Below are 21489 nucleotides of genomic sequence, written 5' to 3' on the forward strand. Positions count from 1 at the left end.
TGGTCCTTGCTGTAAGTGAACCAGCGGCCCAGCCAATTGGTCCACAAGAGGCCAGAGAAGAAGGCGGTAGCAGCCTTTTGGCCCAGAAATGACTATGCCCGGTCCATCTCAAAACAGGCTCAGTTGGTCCCCAGACTGCGGCGGGGTCGAGAACAGATCGCAGCGCAGAGCGTCGGATTTGATTGCCAACCCAAGGCGCTTGCAGGCTTTCGAAAAACGCTGCGCAATGACCTGCGCATACTCCCCCTCGCCCCGCATTCTGTGACCCCAACGAGGATCGTAATCCCGACCTCCGTGCATGTCGCGCAGGCGGGACATCACCTTACCTGCACGCGCGGGTTCATGCTGGGCCAGCCATTCTTGCCATAGTCCCGAGACCTCTCTGGGTAGGCGCAGCATGATCCAACTTGCAGTGTCTGCACCGGCGTCCCGGCCTGCCTCCAGCAACTGTTCCAATTCGTGATCGGTCAGCCCCGGAACCAGCGGAGATGTCATCACGCGCACCGGCACCCCGGCTTGCGTCAATCTGCGGATCATCTGCAACCGTCGGTTTGGTGACGGGGCCCGAGGTTCCATCCGACGCGACAAATCCGCATCCAGCGTGGTCAGCGATATGCCGACCCGCGCCAGTCCCAACTCGGCCATTGGGGCCAGAATATCCAGATCCCGCTCGATCAGCGCGCCTTTGGTGACAATGGCAACCGGGTGGTTGAAATCCTGCAAAACCTGCAAGCATTCCCTTGTTATCAAACGGGTTTTCTCTATGGGCTGGTAGGGGTCTGTGTTGGTCCCCAAAGCGATAGTCGCCACGCGGTAGGACCGCGACGACAGTTCTTTGCGCAGAACATCCGCCGCGTTCGGACGGGCAACCAAACGCGTTTCAAAGTCCAGCCCTGCGGACAGACCCAAATAAGCGTGGCTGGGTCTGGCAAAACAGTACACGCAACCATGTTCGCACCCGCGATATGGGTTAATCGATCGATCAAAGGGCAAATCCGGAGAGCGGTTATAGGTGATCACACTCCGCGCGACCTCATCCCGAACCTCGGTACGCAGGGGTGGCAGGTCTTCGTCCGCCGACCAGCCATCATCGGTTGCGACAGTGGCATAGCGTTCAAACCGACCAGCGTCGTTTGATGCGGTTCCCCGCCCCCGGATTGTGAAATGATCGGCCACTTGTTCGCTCTTTGTTCCTATTGGCAAAGTAACCAAAGACCGCCGCTACGGCAAGTGCCACGCGGCTTTCCGGCCAAAAAACAGAATCCAAGGGATTTCGCCTAACGACCTGAACCATATGCAGAATGATCTTGCGAAGAATTCAGTCGCAGATTGCGAATTTCTATCCTATAGGTCGGTCCCGAAACCACTGAGGTCGTAATCGTCACAGTCAAACTGCGACGTTTTAGCCAAAACGGAACAAATGCCACCATGGACCTGTGGTCCAAACAGCTCAGGGAATCGCCCCATGTCTGATGAAGAAGACATCATCCTGTCCGAACTGAACGACGACGAACTTGTCGAACAGATGTTCGACGACCTTTACGATGGCCTGAAGGAAGAAATCGAAGAAGGTGTGAACATCCTGCTGGAACGCGGATGGATGCCTTATGACGTTCTGACCAAAGCGCTGGTCGGTGGCATGACCATCGTCGGCCATGACTTCCGCGACGGTATCCTGTTCGTGCCCGAGGTTCTGCTGGCCGCCAACGCCATGAAAGGCGGCATGGCTATCCTCAAGCCTCTGCTGGCGCAAACCGGTGCCCCGCGCGTAGGCAAGATGGTGATCGGAACCGTGAAGGGCGACATCCACGACATCGGCAAGAACCTTGTCTCGATGATGATGGAAGGCGCGGGTTTCGAGGTTGTCGATCTGGGCATCAACAACCCGGTCGAAAACTACCTGGAAGCGCTGGAAAACGAACAGCCCGACATTCTGGGCATGTCCGCCCTGCTTACCACCACCATGCCTTACATGAAGGTGGTGATTGACACGATGGTCGAGCAAGGCGTGCGCGACGACTACATCGTTCTGGTCGGCGGCGCACCTTTGAACGAGGAATTCGGCAAGGCCATCGGTGCCGACGCCTATTGCCGGGACGCCGCCGTTGCGGTGGAGACAGCGAAAGAATTCGTATCGCGCAAGCACAACCAACTGGCAGGCTGACCCGTCAGACATATCTGATTGAAAGGCCGCCCTCACCGGGGGCGGCTTTTTTGTTGGATTGTCACAAGTGAAGCGGTCAGGAACCAAGGCGTCGGCGACCTGACACAGGATGTCGGTGCAAGGCTTGCCCAAAACCGTCATTCGTCCTTTTCTGAACACAGCGCAGCAGAAAGCACAGCCATGCCGAACGACACCCTGCCCGACGATACAAGCCTGACCAATCAGGGATACTCCACCGATGCGTCCGGAAGCATCCTGTTGATCGCCTGCGGAGCCTTGGCGCGCGAGATCCTGGATCTGAAAAAACGCAATGGCTGGTATCACATGGCGCTCACCTGTCTTCCGGCAATTCTGCACATTCATCCGGAACGGATCACGCAGGCGGTCGAGGACGCCGTGGCCAAACACCGCGATCATTACGACCAGATCTTTGTGGTCTACGCCGATTGCGGCACCGGTGGACTGCTGCAACAAGCCTGCGAGCGTCTGGGGGTTGAGATGGTCAAAGGCCCCCATTGCTACTCGTTTTTCGAAGGCAATCAAACCTTCGCCGACCACGGCGATGATGAAACGACGGCTTTCTATCTGACGGATTTTCTGGCCCGGCAGTTCGATGCCTTTGTATGGAAACCGCTAGGGTTGGACCGTCACCCGGAACTGCGGGACATGTATTTCGGCAATTACACAAAGCTCGTATATCAGGCCCAGACCGATGACCCTGCCCTGACCGAACGCGCCCGCGCCTGTGCCGACAAGATGGGTCTGGAATTTGAACGCCGCCTCACCGGATACGGCGATCTTGAGGTCACCCTGAAAAACTGGGCCAAGCGACCGGGTTAGAGTCAGGCGTTCTCTTGCGCGACGTCGCGGATACGTTCGATCATGGCACGCAAGCCGTTTGAACGCTGCGCTGACAGGTGGTCGTTCAGCCCAAGCCGCGCCAGTTCACCGCCTGCGTCCACCTTGGGAACCTCGGCCACGGGCAAACCGTTATACAGCGACCGAAGAACCGCAATCAGCCCGCGCACGATCAACGCGTCGCTATCGCCGTCAAACCGGAACACGCCGTTTTCGATCATCGGGTGCAGCCACACCTGACTGGCGCAACCGTCCACCTTGGTCGCCGGAACCTTAAGCGCATCGTCAAGCGGGTCCATCGCCTTGCCCTGCTCGATCACATGGCGGTACCGGTCTTCCCAGTCCTCCAGAAACTCAAAATCCTCGACGATGTCTTCAAAGGCGGGCGTTGCCATTGTGCGGCGGTCCTTCCGTTGCATTCACAATTGTGACCTAAGGCGGCGATGCACGGCTGTCCAGCCCCTGCCGTGGCTTTTCAAGGGGCGGAAATTGCGCTAACCCATTGACTGAAATACAGCCAAAGAACCGTGGGTCCATGCAAAAATCATTGTCCATCCTTGTCGTCGTCGCACTGACCCTGACCGCCTGTAACAGTTGGCGCGAGTCGCGCGTGAACCCGTCGAACTGGTTTGGCTCCAGCACCCCGGCCCCGGTCGAGACAGCTCCGGCAAATGACGCCGATGCGTTGATTCCCGAACAACGCGGCGGTCGCGGTCTGTTTGCGCGCCCTGAAGAGGTCGATACCAGCGTTCCTATCGCCAAGATCGATGAATTGCGGATCGATGCCATACCGTCAGGCGCAATCGTATACGCCTCGGGTACTGCAATCCGTCAGGGCGCATATGAGGCGCGGCTTGTACCTGTGGAATCAGAAGAAAACCGGAAGAACGGCGTTTTGGAATTTGTGTTTCGCGTGAACTACCCGACCTATCAGACCGCTCAAGGGTCTGAGAGGACGCGCATGGTGTCCGACGCGATCAATGTCACCAAGCAAGACCTAGAGGGCATCCGCGTGGTCCGGGTGGTCGGACAGCAAAACGCTCTGGAATCGCGGCGGCGTTAAGGGCGTTTACAGTGAAACGACCTTGACGGCCTGACCTTTGGCGGCCAGTGCAATCTTGCCCTCGCACAGCTTCAAAGCATCCTCGCCGAACACTTCGAACCGCCAGCCTGACATGGCAGGCAATTCGCGCTCGCCCGCTGCGATCTGATCCAGTTCGGAACTGGTCGCGATCAGCTTGGCGGCCACGCCCGAACTTTCGGTTTTCGATTTCAGCAGCACGCGCAGCAAATCCGCCAGCGCCGGGTTGACCTTCAGCTTGTCGCGCGAGGTATCGACCTTGGGCATCTGTTCCGGCGGGCAGTTCACGCCACGCTTCACGGCAGTCAGAATACCATCGGCAATCGCACCCTTACGCGCCTCGCGCAGCAACAGGCGCGATCCGCCCAGTTCCGACGGGTTTTTGGGTTTGGTCGAGGCAAGCTCGATCAGCGCATCATCCTTGAAAACACGGTTGCGTGGCACGTTGTTTTCCTGCGCATACGATTCACGGAATTGTGCCAGTTCCCGCACCACGGCGAGGAACTTGGCCGAGTTTGTGCGGGTTTTCACCCGTTTCCACGCATCCTCGGGTCGGATGTCATAGGTTCCCGGCTGCGTCAGCGTGCGCAATTCCTCGGATACCCAATGGCTGCGCTTGGTCTTTTGAAGCTCGGCCGCAAGATGTTCGTAAATCCTGCGCAGATGGGTTACGTCGGCCAGGGCGTAGGTCTTTTGCGCATCCGTCAACGGGCGCTTGGACCAGTCGGTGAATCGGGATGTCTTGTCCACGCCCTGCTTGCAAATCTTGCGCACCAGTGTCTCATAGCCGACCTGCTCACCAAAACCGCAGACCATCGCGGCGACCTGGGTGTCGAACAGAGGGGTCGGGAATACATTGGCCTCGACCCAGAAGATCTCAAGATCCTGCCGGGCCGCGTGGAACACCTTGACCACATCTTCGTTTTTGAACAACTCGAACAGAGGCTCCAGCGACAGGCCATCCGCCAGCGGGTCGACCAGAACGGCGCTGTCCTCATCCTCGGACGGGACAGCCAGCTGCACCAGGCACAGTTTGGAATAATAGGTCCGCTCGCGCAGAAACTCGGTGTCTACTGTGACATAGGGGTATCCGGCAGCAGCCGAGCAGAATTCAGCCAGCTCTTGCGTCGTCGTCAGGGTTTTCATGCGCCGTACTATTCTTGCTCTTGTTCTTTGTGTGACTGCCCGTTTTTCCGCGTCCCGAGCGATACAGGCGACCATAAGACGATTTTTACGCGCGTGTAAATCACCCAAGGGCGATCAGGGCAGCATAAGAACAGACCTGTTGCCTTCTGCGTAACGGCGCAGCACCGCTGGGTAGAGTTGATGCTCCCACACCAGAACCTTTGCGGCCAGATCCTCGGGCGTATCCTCGGGCGAAATGGGGACCCGCGCCTGACCCAAAATCGGACCATCATCCAGCGCCGCCGTCACCTCGTGCACGGTGCAGCCATGTTCCGAGTCACCCGCCTCAATGGCCCGTGCATAGGTGTTCAGGCCCTTGTATTTCGGCAGCAGAGACGGGTGGATGTTCAGCATCCGGCCCTGAAAGCGCGAGACGAAATCGCCGGTCAGAACCCGCATGAACCCGGCCAGGCAGACGATATCCGGCTGTGCCTCTTCCAGCGGTTTCAGCAGTTCGGCCTCGAACGCGGCGCGGTCGCCTTTGTACGGGCGGTGATCGACGACTGCGGTCGCGATCCCGCGATCCCGGGCCTTGACCAGACCGCCTGCCTGCGCGTCGTTGGACAGAACCAGACAGGGCCGTGCCGGATGATCGCCGGTCATGCTGTCGACCAGCGACACCATGTTCGACCCGCCCCCGGAAATCAGGATGGCGACGCGCTTGTGGCTCACAGCAGCTTGCCTGAATAGGCCACACCCGCAGTGTCTGTGACCGTGCCGATGCGCGAGACAGTCTCGCCTGCGTCGCTCAACAACGCCGACAGCGCATCTGCCTGATCTGCAGCGCAGACAACGATCATGCCGATACCGCAGTTGAAGGTTTTCAGCATCTCGGCCTCGGCAATCCCGCCGGCTTCAGCCATCCAGCCAAAGACCGGCGGCAACTCCCACGCATCCAAATCGATCTGCGCACCCAGTCCTTCGGGCAGAACACGCGGCAGGTTCTCGGTCAGGCCACCACCGGTGATATGCGCCAGCGCATGCACGCCCCCTGCCCGGATCGCCGCCAGCGCGGGCTTTACATACAGCCGCGTCGGCGTCAGCAGCGCCTCACCCAACGAGCCGCCGCCAAAGGGCGAGTCAGCGTCCCAGCCCAACCCCGAAATCTCAACCAGCTTGCGCACCAGAGAATAACCGTTGGAATGCACCCCGTTCGAGGCCAGCCCCAGCAGCACATCGCCCGCCTGCACCCCATCCGGCAGGTCCGCCCCGCGCTCCATCGCGCCGACCGAGAAGCCGGCCAGATCAAAATCGCCATCGGGGTACATACCCGGCATCTCCGCCGTCTCACCACCGATCAGGGCACAGCCCGATTGGGCGCATCCTTCGGCAATGCCCTCGATGATCCGCGCAGCGGTATCGGTGTCCAGCTTGCCGGTGGCGAAATAATCGAGGAAGAACAAGGGCTCAGCGCCCTGACAGATCAGATCGTTGACACACATGGCCACCAGATCAATGCCCACGCCATCCACGACGCCGGTATCGATCGCGATCCGCAGCTTGGTGCCGACACCATCGGTCGCCCCGACCAGTATGGGGTCTTCATACCCGGCCGCCTTGAGGTCAAACAGGGCTCCGAACCCGCCCAGCCCGCTCATCACGCCGGGGCGGTTGGTCCGCTTGGCGGCGGGCTTGATCCGGTCGACCAGAGCGTTGCCTGCATCAATGTCAACGCCTGCATCGGCATAGGTGATTCCGTTCTTGCCCGCTGTCATGGTAGGTCCCTTACGAATGCTTTGCGGGCGGGTTAGTCGATTGTGCGCATCTATGCAACGGTCAGGCTTGACGCGGGCGTTCACCGTGGTACTCAAAGCCTCAGGCGGGCCTGTAGCTCAATTGGTTAGAGCAGAGCGCTCATAACGCTTTGGTTGCGGGTTCAAGTCCTGCCGGGCCTACCAGAAAACCGGGTTTTCTTACTGAATCAGGTCTTAGATTCCTCGTTCCGCATTCGAATTGATCCGACACGGCGTTGCCCAAATGTCTGCCGCATCTACCGCCCAATGATAATATCGGCGCACAATCCGCCCAGTCGCTCGCTTTTGCCCAACCTTAGCACTCCGCCATGCGCGCGGGCGACGTCGGCGACGATGGCAAGGCCAAGGCCGACGCCGCTGCCTTGGTTCTGGTTGCGCGCAGGATCAAGGCGGGTGAAAGGCTTGACCGCTTCGGTCCGCATCTCCGAAGGGATGCCCGGGCCGTCATCTTCGACCCGGATGCGCAGGGTTTTTGGCGTGACCGACAGGCTTATGTCAGCGCGATTGCCATAGCGGACGGCGTTCCCGATCAGGTTTTCGACCGCGCGTCGAATGGCCATGGGGCGCAGCATGACGGTGCCCTGCCCGTCAACGTCAACCAGTTCAGCCTGATAACCGGCCCGTTTGGCATCCTCGACGATCTGGCGCACAAGCGCCTTGGGCTCGACCTCTTCCGGAGAACCTTCGGCAGCGCCGCGGGAAAAATCCAGAAAAGCATCCAGCAAAGACTGCATCTCGGTGACGTCTTGCTGCAGCGGCGCGGCCTCATCCTCGGGCAGCATCGACAAGCCAAGCTTCAGGCGGGTCAAGGGGGTCCGCAGGTCGTGGCTGACGCCGGACAGCATAAGCGTCCGCTGCTCCATCTGGCGTTCAATGCGGGCGCGCATGTCCAGAAAAGCGTTTCCGGCTGCACGTACTTCAATCGCCCCGCCCGGGTTGTAAGGTACAACGCGCCCGCGTCCGAACGCCTGTGCTGCATCAGCCAGCCGCGTAATCGGCCGCAACTGGTTGCGCATGTAAAGAAATGAGATCGACGTCATGACAATCGCAAAGAACAGCATGGTCACGATCAACTGGTGCGGTGCCGTCGGGGCCAGCCGCCTGCGGTCGAACACAAGTTCGAGCGTCCCCAGATGCGTATCCAGATATAGCCGGGCGTCCGGGCCGTTGGGCAGCGCCACGGCATCCAGATCCGGCAAAAGGGCGTGCAGATTGGCCTCGACCTGCGGCGCAATGAAATCATACCAACGCCGCGTTCCGATATTCGGCTCTTCATTGATGCCAAGGAATCGCGCGCTGATTTCAAGCGCAACCAGATCTGGACGCACGGCAGCGATGGCCTGTTGCTGTGTCTCGACATCACTCATCGCGCTTGTGATCAGATCAACTTCGCGCGCGGCGGCACGGACCATTTGCGCGGTCACGTCCTCAAGATGCCGTTGCAGGAACGCATTCCCGACCACCAGCAACAGGACGATCACCGGCACAACCAGAATCAACGCCGCCCGGGCGTAAAGACTGTGTGGCAGATAGGGTTTGAGCCATTGCGAAGACATGCGCTAAACCTAGCGGGCTGCCCGGGTAAGAGGAAGAGGACAGAATGCAGGCCCCAGACGATTTCAACCCGCCCGCCGGGATTGCCACGCAGTTGCAACCGGGGGTGCGGCGCATTCTGGCCCCCAACCCTTCGCCCATGACCTATCGGGGCACCAATACCTATCTGCTGGGGCAGCGGGATATCGCAATCATTGATCCCGGCCCTTTGTCGCACGCGCATCTAAATGCGATTCTGGAGGCTTTGGAACCGGGCCAGAAGATCAGTCATATCTTTGTGACGCACAGCCATCTGGATCACTCACCGCTGGCGGCACCACTGGCTGCACGCACCGGAGCGCAGATCTACGCCTTTGGGGGGCCCGAGGCCGGGCGCAGCGCGGTCATGTCCCAACTGGCCCAAAACGGTCTGGCCGGAGGCGGTGAAGGCATCGATACGCAGTTTCGCCCGGACATCGAAGTCGCCGATGGAGAGGTGATTGAGGGAGAGGATTGGCAGCTTGAGGTGATCCACACGCCGGGACATCTGGGCAACCACATCGCATTGGCCTGGGGCCAGACCTGTTTCACCGCAGATCACGTGATGGGCTGGGCCAGTTCGCTGGTGTCACCACCTGACGGAGACCTGACCGATTTCATGACCGCCTGTTACCGGCTTCAGGAACGCGAATGGGCGGTCTTCCACGCCGGGCACGGAGCGCCCATCACCGACCCGTCCGGGCGGTTGGAGTGGCTGATTCAGCACCGCCTTGGACGCGAGGCGCAAATCCTGTCGGCGCTGGAAGACCGCCCCGGCACGGCCCGAGACTTGGCCGAGCGTATTTACACAGAAACTCCCAAATCCCTTCTGCCCGCAGCGGAACGCAATGTGTTTGCCCATCTGGTTGATCTGGTTGGAAAATCCAAGGCAACCCATAGCGGCGCCTTGTCCGCAGACGCCGTTTTTGCCCGGCAGGATTGAGCCCGAAAAAATTTTACGAAACGCACGCTTCCCCACTGGACGAGGAAAATCCGGGTTGTTATACGCGCCCTCAGTTCCGGCGTAGCTCAGCGGTAGAGCAGTTGACTGTTAATCAATTGGTCGTAGGTTCGATCCCTACCGCCGGAGCCAAAATCTTCCCCCTCAAAATCATGATTCTATTGGGCGCAATCACCAATGAATTGCGGCCAGAGTTGCCCTGTCAAAAAAACTTGCCTGTACCCTCTGGACGACGCGAAATCTGGTTGTTATACGGCGCGGACCGTTCCGGCGTAGCTCAGCGGTAGAGCAGTTGACTGTTAATCAATTGGTCGTAGGTTCGATCCCTACCGCCGGAGCCATTCACCCTCACACGCGCAAGATCATCCCGCCAGGGCGTCCTTGTAATCCGCGCGCAGGTTGCGTTTCAGCACTTTGCCGGTTGCGTTCAGTGGCAAAGCATCAACGAAAACAACCTTGTCCGGGATTTGCCATTTGGCGATTTTTCCATCGAAGAAGGCCAGCAGTTCCTGTTCGCTTGGGTCCTGCCCTTCGGCTTTCACAGCCACCAACAAGGGGCGTTCGTCCCATTTCGGATGCGGTACACCTACAACGGCAGCGGTGGCGAGCTTTGGATGGGCAACGGCGATGTTTTCCAGTTCCACCGAACTGATCCATTCGCCACCGGATTTGATGATGTCCTTGGACCGGTCCCGAATCGTCATGTAGCCGTCCGGGTCCAGGGTCGCCACATCGCCGGTGGCGAACCAGCCATCCTGCAACAACTCCTGATCCTGCATCTGGAAATAGCTGTCCAGAACCCAGTGGCCGCGCACCATCAGATCGCCTTGGGTTTCGCCGTCATGGGGCAGATCATTGCCATCGTCATCAACGATTTTCAGTTCCACCCCGAACGGCGGACGGCCCTGATTCTCGCGTATTTTGCGCTGTTCTTCGATGGGCAGGTCCAGATGCTTGGCAAGCGGCGTATTGGTTGTGCCCAGCGGGCTCATCTCGCTCATCCCCCAGGCGTGAATCGTGTCAACGCCATAGGTGTCGCGGAACGTGTCGATCATCGATGGCGGGCACGCCGCGCCGCCAATCACGGTGCGTTGCAGACTGGTCAGCTGGCTGCCCGATTGCGCCGCATGGGCCAGCAATCCCTGCCAGATCGTGGGAACGCCCATAGCCAGCGTCACGCCGTAGGTGTCGATGAGGTTAACCAGCGCCTCGCCATGCAAATCCGGGCCGGGCAACGCCATTCTGGACCCCGACATCGCACAGGCATAGGGCGAGCCCCAGGCATTCACATGGAACATCGGCACAACCGGCATCACCACATCGCGGGCCGAAAACCCGATGCAATCGCGGGTGTTTGACCCAAAACTGTGCAGCAAAGTCGAACGATGGGAATACAAGACACCCTTGGGGTTCCCCGTCGTGCCCGAGGTGTAACACAGGCTCGACGCCATGTTTTCATCGAAACTGGGCCAGACAAAATCCGCATCGCCGGTCTCGATCAGTTCATCATAGAACTCCACCCCATCGATCTGGGACAGCGCCTCGTCATTACGTGGTCCCATCAGGACAAAGTGCCGGACCTCGGTCAGCGCGGATTTCAGAGCCGCGACCAGAGGGATAAAGGTGGCATCAAAAAACAGAACCCGGTCCTGCGCGTGGTTTATGATATAGGACAGTTGCTCGGGGAACAGACGCGGATTGACCGTGTGGCACACATATCCCGCGCCCGAAGTGCCATAGTAGATCTCAAGATGTCGCCGGTTGTTCCAGGCCAACGTGCCGATCCTGTCCTGAGGCTCTAATCCCAGCTTGGTCAGCGCGGATGCCAGTTTGCGCGCATTGCCGGCGACCTCGGCCCAGTTCGTGTGCGTCACGGTGCCATCGGTTTCGACCGAGTAGATTTCGGTCTGCCCGTGATAACGTTCGGCGTGATCAATCAGCGACGAGATCAGCAAAGGCTGCGTCATCATCTGTCCCAGCATGGACATCCTCCCCATTCTCGGCGCGACCATGTGCGGCCATCGCCTTGTCCTCGACACCTGGGGGTGTGGCCCCGCGCGTCAATTCAGACTTATCCTCAGGGGGAACCCTGCCAAGCATTTAATTGTCTGACAATTAAAAAATGCAACCCGCCCGCAGGGCAAGCTGCGTTAAATGGCGTTAATCGCGGTGCCGTAGAGCATATACAACCAATGCCGCGGTCGATCCATCCTTACCCGCCGCGCTTTCATCGCCGTCCACAATCGGCCCCAGCGAGGTGGCGAGTTCCTTGCCCAGTTCCACGCCCCACTGATCGAACGAATTGATGCCCAGCAGCACGCCTTCGACAAACACGCGATGTTCATAAAGGGCAATGATCTGGCCCAGCACAAACGGAGTCAGCTTGGGATAGATCAGCGTGGTCGAGGGGCGGTTTCCGGGGAACACGCGGTGGCGGGCCTGGCGGTCCTGTTCGGCCCCTTCAAAGCCTTTTTCTGCCATCCGGGCGCGGGCCTCGTCCAGTGACCGGCCACGCATCAGCGCCTCGGACTGGGCCAGACAATTGGCCAGCAACAGGCGGTGATGATGGGCCAGTTCCGGCTCGTGCCCTTCGGCGGCAACCATGAACTCGCAGGGGATGACGTCGTTGCCTTGATGGATCAGCTGGTAAAACGCGTGCTGGCCGTTTGTGCCGGGTTCGCCCCAGACAACCGGGCCAGAGGGAACGGTCAGGTCCGATCCATCCATCGCTACCGATTTGCCATTCGATTCCATCTCAAGCTGTTGGAAATAGGCGGGAAGGCGCAGCAAACGCTGGTCATAGGGCAGAACCGCGCGGCTGGCATAGCCCAACACCTGACGGTGCCAGATGCCGACAAGTGCCAGCAGAACCGGCATATTCTCACCCCATTCGGCCGAGCGGAAATGCAGGTCCATCGCCTGCCCGCCCCGCAGAAACGCATCAAACGCGTTCGACCCCACGGCGATCATCACCGGCAGACCTACCGGTCCCCAGACCGAGTAGCGCCCACCGACCCAATCGGCAAAGCCAAAGACTCGTTCTGCCGGGATGCCAAATTCCTGTGTCTTGTCCAACGCGCTGGAGACCGCTGCGAATTGCTTGGTCGGGTCACCGCCGCCGTCGCTCATCCACGCCCGTGCGGTGCGGGCGTTGGTCATGGTCTCGATCGTCGTGAAGGTCTTTGAGGCGACGATGATCAGCGTTCGCATCGGGTCCAGCTGTCGCAGCGTATCCGCAATATGCGCCCCGTCTACGTTCGAGACATAGTGAACGCGCGGGCCGTCGTGATACGGCGACAGCGCATGGGTCGCCATCACCGGGCCAAGGTCCGAGCCGCCGATGCCGATATTCACCACATCCGTAAAACTGCCCCCCACGCCCGAGATCGCACCACCGCGCACCTCTTCGGCAAAGACCCGCATCCGGTGCAGAGTATCCAGCACGTCAGGCATGACGTCCTGCCCATCGACCTGCACCGCCCCCCCATCCAGATTGCGCAGCGCCGTATGCAGCACCGCGCGCCCTTCGGTTTCATTGATCTTTTGACCCGAGAACATCGCCTCGCGCCGCGCGGCCAGGTCGGCTTCGTCACACAGGCGGATCAGCCCTGCGCGCACCTCCGCGTCGATCAGGGTTTTTGAATAGTCAAACACCATGTCACCGGTTGAGGCGGAAAAGCCCTGCGCCCGGTTCGGGTCAGCGTCGAACAAATCCAGAATACGCCCAGCCTTGCCTGCCAGCGATTTCAGGTGATCCAGTTTCATAACAGTCACTCCGCCCAATGTACGGTCATGCCACTCAGAACAGCGGCGATCGGCGCATCCTCGGGGGGCAAAGACATGGCGCGTTCCAGCGCATCGCGTTTGGCCGCGCCAAAGATAATTAGGTGTTTGGACAGTGCCCCGTCCAGAACCGGCGCGGTTAGCGTGATGCGCGGTTCCGGCTGAACCTCGGTCCGGGCCACGGCAAGCGTTGGCGCGTGGCTGTCCAGCGCAGCGGCCAGCCCCTCCATTCCCGGAAACAGCGAGGCCGTGTGCATGTCTTCGCCCATACCCAGAACCAAAACCGAAAGCGGCAGAACCGGCGCGATCAGGGACTCGATTTCCGGCAGAGCAGCCTCTGGCTCGGCCCCCGGAACATAAAGCGGGATGTACTGCGCGACCGAGGCGCGGTTGGTCAGCAGCCGCTCGCGGATCAGACGCTCGTTCGAACGGTCGCTATCAGCGGGCACGCAACGCTCATCGGTGGCCATGACGCGCACGCGATCCCATGCCAGATCGGCGGCACAAAGCACGTCGAACACCGGACCCGGCGTGGTGCCACCGGGCACTGCCAGAGCAACCGTTTCATTGTGCAGCAGCGCCGCCTCAAGCTCTCCGGCCAAGGCGTTCGCGACGTCTATAGCCAGCATATCGCGGTCGGCATAGTCCTGAATTTTCATGGCTTTATTCCTTGCCAGAGGCGACCGTCTCGTTTCATCAGCAGCTCGGCGTCGCCGGGGCCTGTGCTGCCGCTGTCATAAGGTTTGGGCACATCGCCGCGCGCCTGCCAACCGGCGATGATCGGGTCGGTCCAGGCCCATGCGGCCTCGACCTCGTCGCCGCGCATGAACAGGGTCTGATTGCCCCGGATCACGTCCATCACCAATCGCTCGTATGCATCGGGCGGATCCTGATTTTCGGGCCCCAGCGCTTCGGCGAAACTCATGTCCAAGGGCACGTCGATCAGACGCATTCCACCCGGTCCCGGTTCCTTGATCGTCACCTTCAGCGTGATGCCTTCGTTCGGCTGCAGCCGGATGGACAGCGCATTCGCGTGCCGCCCCGCAGCCTCACCAAAGATCGAATGCGGCGCGTCCTTGAACTGCACATTGATGACCGAGGACCGCGCGACCAGCCGCTTGCCGGTACGCAGATAAAACGGCGTTCCCGCCCACCGCCAGTTGCTGACATGAGCTTTCAGGGCCACATAGCTTTCAGTGGTCGAGCGTGGGTGGCCCACGACCTCACGATAGCCCGGCCCGTCCGGACCGGCCGCGAACTGACCCCGGACGATGTGATGCGGTTCGACCGGATCAAGCGCGCGGATCACTTTCAGCTTTTCATCCCGCACGGCGTCGGGATCAAACTTGGCTGGCGGCTCCATCGCGATCAGGCAGAGCAGCTGCATCAGGTGGTTCTGCACCATATCCCGCATGGCACCGGCGCGCTCATAATACTCCTCGCGCCCATCCACGCCGACAGTTTCCGCGACGGTGATCTGGATGTGATCGACATACTGGCTGTTCCACAACGGCTCGAACAGCATGTTGCCAAAGCGCACGGCCATCAGGTTCTGGACCGTCTCTTTACCCAGATAGTGATCGATCCGGTAAATCTGCCCCTCGTCAAAATGCGCCGCCAACGTGGCGTTGAGCGTTCGCGCGCTTTCCAGATCATGACCAAAGGGTTTTTCGACCACAATCCGGGTCTGCGCCGTGACCAAGCCATGCGATCTGATCTGTTCCGCTAACGGACCAAACAGGCGCGGCCCGACCGAGAAATAAAAGGCCCGAACACGATCATCCGTCAGTCTGGTCGACAGATCGCCCCACCCGTCCGCCGACATCGCATCCAGCGCAACATAATCGACGCGCTGCAAAAATCCGCGCAATGCATCCGAATCTGCCGCCCGTCTGGGCGCGTTCAGCCTTAGCGAACCGGCCACCATTTCGCGAAACCCATCCGGGGTCAGGTCGCTGCGGGCTGCGCCGATGATTCTGGCATCACCGGGCCATTGCCCGGCGCAAAACCTGCGAAACAAAGCAGGCAGAATCTTGCGCTGCGCCAGATCGCCGGTGCCGCCGAAAATGACCAGATCAAATGGGTCAACAGGTATGACGCGAGAAACCATGGCCCGTCCTTACCCTGCCCCTGTCGGCATGTCCAATGTTAGCGCAATCACATCGAGGTTTTTTTAAGATTTCTTCTCATTCATCAAAACTCTGTCAGAACAGCCCCAAGCCCTTACCAACAGGACAATAAACAGCTAAGTCAGTCAAACCACTTCAAAGAACCGGATGCGGGAATGAAAGACAATGCCCCCCAGCTTGCCAATATCGGCAAGTTTCAAGACAGATTGGTGACGGCAGACGGGCAGACCCGCGCCTCGGTTGCGCTGACAAATCCGCAAACCTTGTGGTTCAATACCGGCACCTTGTGCAATATCGAATGTGTAAACTGCTACATCGAAAGCAGCCCCACAAATGATGCGCTGGTCTATATCGCTGCGGCTGAAGTGACCGACTATCTGGACCAGATCGAACAGCGCAACTGGCCCATCCGCGAAATCGGCTTCACGGGCGGCGAGCCGTTCATGAACCCCGAGATGATCGAGATGACTCGCGCCGCACTGGAACGCGGGTACGAGGTTTTGATCCTGACCAACGCCATGCTGCCGATGATGCGCCGCAAAATGCGCGAAGGGTTGCTGAACTTGCAGCGCGATTACAACGACAAGCTGACCCTGCGCATCTCCGTCGATCACTACCGCCCCGAACTGCATGATGAGGAACGCGGCAAGGGAAGTTTCGCCAAGACCGTGACGGGGATGGAGTGGCTACGCGACAACGGCTTCAACATGGCTGTTGCTGGGCGCACCGTCTGGGGCGACAGCGACGCGGATAGCCGCGCCGGATACGCTGCGTTTTTCGAAAAACACGGCTTTGACATCGACGCCACGAACCCCGGCCAGACCGTGCTGTTCCCGGAAATGGACGAAACCGTCGAAGTCCCAGAAATCACGACCGCCTGCTGGGGTATCCTGAACAAATCCCCCGACGCCGTGATGTGCGCCAGCGCGCGCATGGTCGTCAAACGCAAAGGCGCCGAACGCCCTGCTGTGCTGGCCTGCACCCTTCTGCCTTACGCCCCCGAGTTCGAAATGGGCACAACCCTGGCCGAGGCTGAGGCGGATGTGTATCTGAACCACCCCCATTGCGCCAAATTCTGCGTTCTGGGCGGGGCCAGTTGCTCGGGCTGATCCGACAAAAACAAAAAGTAATGTAAGTCACTGAGCCTTTGCGCCCTTTTTCTGTATAGAAGGAAAAGGGTCATTTGCTGTTGGGCTGTTGTGATGTTCAGATTTCTTGTTTTTGCTTTTGCACTTTGCGCCGCGCCGCTTTGCGCGCAAGAAAGGTTGGCCTTGGTTATCGGCAATGACCAATACCAATCTGTCACCGACCTTCAGAAAGCTGTGGCCGATGCCCGCGCTGTCTCGGACAAGTTGCAGGGTGCAGGTTTTGAGACCATCGAGGGGCTGAACCTCGACCGGCGCGGCATGAACCAGAGGATCTCCGAATTCACCTCTCGCTTGGATCCGGGCGATACGGCGTTTGTGTTCTTTGCCGGGCATGGGGTGGAAATTGACGGCGAAAACTACCTGCTGCCCACAGATATCGTCGCGCCCCTGTCGGGTGAGACCGATTTCGTGAAATCCGAATCCATCGCCCTTTCGGATCTGCTGGACCGCGTACGCTCAACCGGTGCGCGCACCTCGATCGCCATCATCGACGCCTGCCGCGACAACCCGTTTGAAACCGTCGCCGGGCGCAGTGTCGGACGGACGCGTGGGCTGGGCCGCATCAACGCACCCGAAGGCATGTTCGTGATCTTTTCAGCCGGGGCCGGACAGATGGCGCTGGACCGGCTGAGCGATAATGAACCAGCCGAGAATTCAGTCTTCACCCGTGCCTTGTTGCCACGCCTATCGCAGCCGGGTCTGGAATTGCGCAGCATGGTGGCCGACCTGCGGCGCGAAGTGCGGGACTTGTCCAGCAGCGTTCAGCACACCCAAATTCCGGCCTATTACGATGAATTGCTTGGGGAATTCTATTTCACCCCCGCCGTAAGCACCGCACAGCCACAAAGCCCATCGGCGCGCCCAAGCGACGACATGCGCGCCGATCTTGAGCTTGCGCGCTCGCTTGGAACGGTGACTGCGCTGGACAGTTTCCTTGAGAAATATGCTGATCAGTCCGAGACTTATGCCTACGAGGTCGCCCTGCAACTGCGCGACGGGTTGGTCTCGGCCGATACATCAGCGGATGTTGAGCGCACCTCTGCCCCGCCCGCGCCTACGGTTTCAGACTCGCAAGAGGTCATGCGCGCAACACAGGCCGCATTGAATGCGCTGGGATGCAGTGCTGGTGGCGCGGATGGAGTTGCAGGCCCTCGGACCCGTCAGGCCTTTGCCCGGTATCGGTCGGCCAGTGGCTCAAATCTGGGTGCTGATGATCTGGGAACCAGCCATGCGTTGGAAGAGTTGCAAGGCAAATCCGGCACCATCTGCAAAGCCACGGCACCCGCCCCAAAACCTGCCGATACCGGCTTGTCCATGGCCGGGACGTGGCAATTCAAGGCAACCTGCGCTTTGGTTGTCAAAGTGACAGGCACGACGCGCTACACACATGCGGGCGGCAATAAATATACCGGGCGCCTGACCGACTCACTGGGTCAAACCGCCAATACGGTGATATTCGTGAACGAGGGTCAGATCAGCGGGACGGACTATTTCCCCGGTATCACCGTCAAATGGCGCGGGCGTCTGGCCGAAGATGGCAACAGCTTTACCGCCTCAGGCTCGACCGGCTGTTCCGTATACGCCTGGCGTGCGGGATAAGCCGTTAATTCACGCGAAACTCACCCACCATGTTGCGCCATTCGCCAGGCGCGATCATCTTGCGATGGGTGAACTTGACCGAGTGCAGCGGACCTTCGATCTCACGCTGCCAAAAATCGATGAATTCAAACAGTTTCGGGTGATCCGGGGCCAGATCGTATTCCTGCCAGATAAACGTGTTCAGGACGTGGATATAGTCGGGCATGTGATAGAAAAACTCTGCCGTCGTCAGCCCGTATCCCTTTAGCATCAATTCCGTTTCGCTCTGCTCCATTCAGACCTCCAATTCCGTGCAAGGTCTCTTCAAAGTAACACCGAAACTGCCTAATACTTGGATAACAAGATGTTACTTGAGTGTTACTTCGGAATTTCCGGGCAAGATTCGTTGCTTGCTTGCACCTTATGTGCCGGGTCTGATAGGATGTAACCACAAAATATAGAGTCTGCACTAAGGACGAGCAGTTTACGTGAGCGATACGCCAGAAATCCCTGAAAACATGGACGAAACCCCGCCCGAGCGCCCAGTGTATGACGGCCCGACGGTCTCTATCGAATCCGAGATGCGCACGTCCTACTTGGACTATGCCATGTCGGTCATCGTTTCCCGCGCGATCCCCGATCTGCGCGACGGGCTGAAACCGGTGCATCGGCGGATTTTGTACGCCATGCACGAAACCGGGAACACCCATGACAAGGCGTATCGCAAATCGGCCCGTCCGGTTGGCGACGTGATGGGTAAATACCACCCGCACGGGGACTCAGCTATCTATGACGCGCTGGTGCGGATGGCGCAGGATTTCTCGATGTCTTTGCCGCTGCTGGATGGTCAGGGCAACTTTGGCTCGATGGACGGCGATAACCCGGCGGCGATGCGTTATACCGAAGTTCGGATGGACAAGCCCGCCGCCTCGCTGCTGGCCGATATCGAAAAAGACACGGTCGATTTTCAGGACAACTATGACGGCAAGGACCGCGAACCAACCGTCCTGCCCGCCCGTTTCCCCAACATGCTGGTCAATGGTGCCGGTGGTATCGCCGTGGGTATGGCAACCAACATCCCGCCGCATAACCTGGGCGAGGTGGTCGATGCCACGCTGGCGCTGATCGACGATCCGGACCTGACATCCGAGCAACTGATCGAATACGTCCCCGGCCCCGATTTTCCGACTGGCGGCGTGATGCTGGGCCGGTCCGGTGCCCGCAAGGCATATCTTGAGGGGCGCGGCAGCGTCATCATCCGCGCCAAGACCCGCACCGAGGAAATCCGCAAGGATCGCTATGCCATCATCGTGGACGAAATCCCCTATCAGGTGAACAAGGCCGCGATGATCGAAAAGATCGCCGAGGCCGTGCGCGAGAAGCGGATCGAAGGCGTGGCCCACGTTCAGGACGAATCCGACCGCAACGGCGTGCGCGTCGTGGTCGAGCTGAAGCGCGATGCAACACCAGAGGTGGTGCTGAACCAGCTTTACCGCTTTTCACCAATGCAGACCTCGTTCGGCTGCAACATGCTGGCCCTGAACGGTGGCCGCCCCGAGCAACTGACCCTGCGCCGGTTCCTGACCTCGTTCATCGACTTCCGCGAGGATGTTGTCGCCCGCCGCACCGCCTACGACCTGCGCAAGGCGCGGGAACGCAGCCATATCCTGTGTGGTCTGGCTGTGGCTGTGTCAAACGTGGATGAAGTGGTCGCCACCATCCGCTCGTCGGCTGATGCCGCCGAGGCGCGCGAAAAACTGATGACCCGCCGTTGGCCAGCCTCCGAGATCGAAGGCTATCTGCGCCTGATCGACGATCCTCTGTCCAAGATGAACGACGACGGCACCTATAACCTGACCGAAGTTCAGGCCCGCGCCATCCTCGACCTGCGCCTGCAGCGCCTGACCCAACTGGGCGTCAAAGAGGTCACGGACGAGCTGGAAGAACTGGCCGCCAAGATCAAGGAATACCTGGATATTCTGTCCTCGCGCGAGCGCATTATGTCGATCATCGGTGATGAGCTGCGCAGTGTGCGTGAGCAATTCGCCGTACCCCGCCGCACCGAGATTGTCGACTGGTCCGGCGATATGGAAGATGAGGACCTGATCGAGCGTGAGGATATGGTCGTCACCGTCACCTCGGGCGGTTACATCAAGCGCACGCCGCTGGCCGATTTCCGCGCGCAAAAGCGTGGCGGCAAGGGCCTGTCGGGGATGCAGACCAAGGAAGAGGATGTGGTCACCAACCTCTTCGTGGCGAACACCCATACGCAGCTGCTGTTCTTCACCACCGAAGGCATGGTCTACAAGCTCAAGACCTGGCGTCTGCCGCAGTCCAGCCGGACAGGTAAGGGCAAGGCGATCGTCAACATCCTGCCGATCCCGACCGGGGTTTCCATCGCGGCGATCATGCCGGTGGATGTGCCGGATGAGGAATGGGAAAACCTGCAAATCGTCTTTGCCACCAGCGCCGGAGACGTACGCCGCAACCGTCTGTCGGACTTCACCAATGTCCGCCGCAACGGCAAGATCGCGATGAAACTGCCAGAGGATGTGGAACTGGTAAACGCGCGCATCTGTTCGGAAGATGAAGACGTGATGCTGGTCACCAATTCGGGCCGCGCGATCCGCTTCCGCACCACCGATGTGCGGGTCTTCAACTCGCGCGAATCTACCGGTGTGCGTGGTATCAAGCTGACCAATGGTGACCGCGTGGTCTCGATGTCCGTAATCCGCCATTTCGAGGCTGACCCGGATGAACGCGCCGCTTACCTCAAGATGCGCCGCGCCGTGGCGGGTATCGCGGACGATGGCGAGACCGATGAGGACGAAGCAGCCCCCGGCGTGATCACGCAGGAACGCTATGCCGAGATGTCGGCGGCCGAGAACCTGATCCTGACCATCACCACCGGCGGCGCAGGCAAGCTGAGCTCCAGCCACGACTACCCGGTGCGTGGACGTGGCGGCATGGGCGTGGCGGCGATGGACAAGGCTATGCGCGGCGGCGAACTGGTGGCGTCCTTCCCGGTCGAAATCGACGATCAGATCATGCTGGCGACCTCCAAGGGCCAATCGATCCGGGTTCCGGTCGATGGCATTTCCTTCCGCTCGCGCAGCGCGGGTGGCGTGCGGGTATTCAACACCGGCAAGGGGGAAGAGGTTGTCTCGGTCGCCTGGATTGCAGACCAAGGGGATGAGGAAACCGAGGAGTAACCCTCACATTTTCCAACACTTATGAAACAAAGCGCCCGTTCTTGCGGGCGTTTTGCCGTTCTGG

General features: G+C 59.7%; 18 protein-coding genes and 3 tRNA genes. 10 read left to right on the top strand and 11 right to left on the bottom strand.

Annotated elements, in window-relative coordinates; all coding sequences use genetic code 11:
- Positions 1-108 precede the first annotated feature (108 nt).
- Complete coding sequence (locus ACR0C9_RS06610) at positions 109-1176, bottom strand: PA0069 family radical SAM protein (protein WP_480780635.1); 1068 nt, start codon at positions 1174-1176, stop codon at positions 109-111.
- 289 nt (positions 1177-1465) lie between these two features.
- Here ACR0C9_RS06610 and ACR0C9_RS06615 point away from each other — a divergent pair, with 289 nt between their 5' ends.
- The gene (locus tag ACR0C9_RS06615) at positions 1466-2164 is read left to right on the top strand and encodes a cobalamin B12-binding domain-containing protein (RefSeq protein ID WP_170450348.1); all 699 of its coding nucleotides are present in this window, start codon (positions 1466-1468) and stop codon (positions 2162-2164) included.
- A 180-nt stretch (positions 2165-2344) separates the two neighbouring features.
- The gene (locus ACR0C9_RS06620; RefSeq protein WP_480780636.1) at positions 2345-3004 is read left to right on the top strand and encodes a DUF1638 domain-containing protein; all 660 of its coding nucleotides are present in this window, start codon (positions 2345-2347) and stop codon (positions 3002-3004) included.
- 2 nt (positions 3005-3006) lie between these two features.
- On the opposite strand, the gene ACR0C9_RS06625 is transcribed toward ACR0C9_RS06620, so the two are convergent.
- Positions 3007-3417 (bottom strand): SufE family protein, encoded by a 411-nt coding sequence (locus ACR0C9_RS06625; RefSeq protein WP_170450343.1) that lies wholly within the window; start codon positions 3415-3417, stop codon positions 3007-3009.
- A gap of 140 nt (positions 3418-3557) precedes the next feature.
- Here ACR0C9_RS06625 and ACR0C9_RS06630 point away from each other — a divergent pair, with 140 nt between their 5' ends.
- On the top strand, positions 3558-4085 hold the full coding sequence (locus ACR0C9_RS06630; RefSeq protein ID WP_170450341.1) for a hypothetical protein: 528 nt from the start codon (positions 3558-3560) through the stop codon (positions 4083-4085).
- Between the two features lie 6 nt (positions 4086-4091).
- Here the strand turns inward: ACR0C9_RS06630 and rnd are convergent, their stop codons facing one another.
- From rnd to purM, 3 genes are all read right to left on the bottom strand, one after another.
- The gene (rnd, locus tag ACR0C9_RS06635; RefSeq protein WP_480780637.1) at positions 4092-5249 is read right to left on the bottom strand and encodes a ribonuclease D; all 1158 of its coding nucleotides are present in this window, start codon (positions 5247-5249) and stop codon (positions 4092-4094) included.
- 114 nt (positions 5250-5363) lie between these two features.
- Complete coding sequence (gene purN, locus ACR0C9_RS06640; RefSeq protein ID WP_480780638.1) at positions 5364-5960, bottom strand: phosphoribosylglycinamide formyltransferase; 597 nt, start codon at positions 5958-5960, stop codon at positions 5364-5366.
- Positions 5957-7003: a phosphoribosylformylglycinamidine cyclo-ligase gene (gene purM, locus ACR0C9_RS06645; RefSeq protein WP_480780639.1), complete on the bottom strand. Its 1047-nt coding sequence runs from the start codon at positions 7001-7003 to the stop codon at positions 5957-5959. Before purM ends, purN begins: the two co-directional genes overlap by 4 nt.
- Before the next feature lie 106 nt (positions 7004-7109).
- Here purM and ACR0C9_RS06650 point away from each other — a divergent pair.
- Positions 7110-7186, top strand: a tRNA-Ile gene (locus ACR0C9_RS06650).
- Positions 7187-7278: 92 nt separating this feature from the next.
- Here ACR0C9_RS06650 and ACR0C9_RS06655 read toward each other — a convergent pair.
- Entirely contained in the window at positions 7279-8598 is a 1320-nt protein-coding gene (locus ACR0C9_RS06655) for an ATP-binding protein (RefSeq protein WP_170621863.1), read from the bottom strand.
- A 44-nt stretch (positions 8599-8642) separates the two neighbouring features.
- On the opposite strand from ACR0C9_RS06655, the gene ACR0C9_RS06660 reads away from it, so the two are divergent.
- From ACR0C9_RS06660 to ACR0C9_RS06670, 3 genes are all read left to right on the top strand, one after another.
- Positions 8643-9557 carry an MBL fold metallo-hydrolase gene (locus tag ACR0C9_RS06660; RefSeq protein WP_480780640.1) on the top strand — a complete coding sequence of 305 codons (915 nt, stop codon included), beginning with the start codon at positions 8643-8645 and terminating at the stop codon, positions 9555-9557.
- A 75-nt stretch (positions 9558-9632) separates the two neighbouring features.
- Positions 9633-9707 (top strand) — tRNA-Asn (locus tag ACR0C9_RS06665).
- A 134-nt stretch (positions 9708-9841) separates the two neighbouring features.
- Positions 9842-9916: transfer RNA gene (locus tag ACR0C9_RS06670), tRNA-Asn, on the top strand.
- A 21-nt stretch (positions 9917-9937) separates the two neighbouring features.
- On the opposite strand, the gene ACR0C9_RS06675 is transcribed toward ACR0C9_RS06670, so the two are convergent.
- The 4 genes from ACR0C9_RS06675 to zwf all read right to left on the bottom strand — a co-directional run bounded on the left by ACR0C9_RS06675 (position 9938) and on the right by zwf (position 15468).
- On the bottom strand, positions 9938-11557 hold the full coding sequence (locus ACR0C9_RS06675) for a long-chain-fatty-acid--CoA ligase (protein ID WP_170450329.1): 1620 nt from the start codon (positions 11555-11557) through the stop codon (positions 9938-9940).
- A gap of 178 nt (positions 11558-11735) precedes the next feature.
- Positions 11736-13340, bottom strand: a complete 1605-nt coding sequence (pgi, locus tag ACR0C9_RS06680) for a glucose-6-phosphate isomerase (RefSeq protein ID WP_480780641.1) — start codon at positions 13338-13340, stop codon at positions 11736-11738.
- Between the two features lie 5 nt (positions 13341-13345).
- Entirely contained in the window at positions 13346-14017 is a 672-nt protein-coding gene (gene pgl, locus ACR0C9_RS06685) for a 6-phosphogluconolactonase (protein WP_170450325.1), read from the bottom strand.
- Positions 14014-15468 carry a glucose-6-phosphate dehydrogenase gene (zwf, locus tag ACR0C9_RS06690; protein WP_170450323.1) on the bottom strand — a complete coding sequence of 485 codons (1455 nt, stop codon included), beginning with the start codon at positions 15466-15468 and terminating at the stop codon, positions 14014-14016. Before zwf ends, pgl begins: the two co-directional genes overlap by 4 nt.
- Before the next feature lie 174 nt (positions 15469-15642).
- On the opposite strand from zwf, the gene ACR0C9_RS06695 reads away from it, so the two are divergent.
- Both ACR0C9_RS06695 and ACR0C9_RS06700 read left to right on the top strand, forming a co-directional pair.
- Positions 15643-16596 carry a radical SAM family protein gene (locus ACR0C9_RS06695; RefSeq protein WP_170450321.1) on the top strand — a complete coding sequence of 318 codons (954 nt, stop codon included), beginning with the start codon at positions 15643-15645 and terminating at the stop codon, positions 16594-16596.
- Positions 16597-16689: 93 nt separating this feature from the next.
- On the top strand, positions 16690-18234 hold the full coding sequence (locus ACR0C9_RS06700; RefSeq protein ID WP_170450319.1) for a caspase family protein: 1545 nt from the start codon (positions 16690-16692) through the stop codon (positions 18232-18234).
- Between the two features lie 4 nt (positions 18235-18238).
- On the opposite strand, the gene ACR0C9_RS06705 is transcribed toward ACR0C9_RS06700, so the two are convergent.
- Positions 18239-18508, bottom strand: coding sequence for an usg protein (locus ACR0C9_RS06705; RefSeq protein ID WP_170450317.1), 270 nt, complete (start codon positions 18506-18508; stop codon positions 18239-18241).
- Between the two features lie 223 nt (positions 18509-18731).
- Between ACR0C9_RS06705 and gyrA the strand changes: the two genes are divergently transcribed.
- Entirely contained in the window at positions 18732-21425 is a 2694-nt protein-coding gene (gyrA, locus tag ACR0C9_RS06710; protein WP_480582209.1) for a DNA gyrase subunit A, read from the top strand.
- The last annotated feature ends 64 nt before the right edge of the window (positions 21426-21489 follow it).

The sequence above is a fragment of the Ruegeria sp. C12 genome (assembly GCF_056537745.1).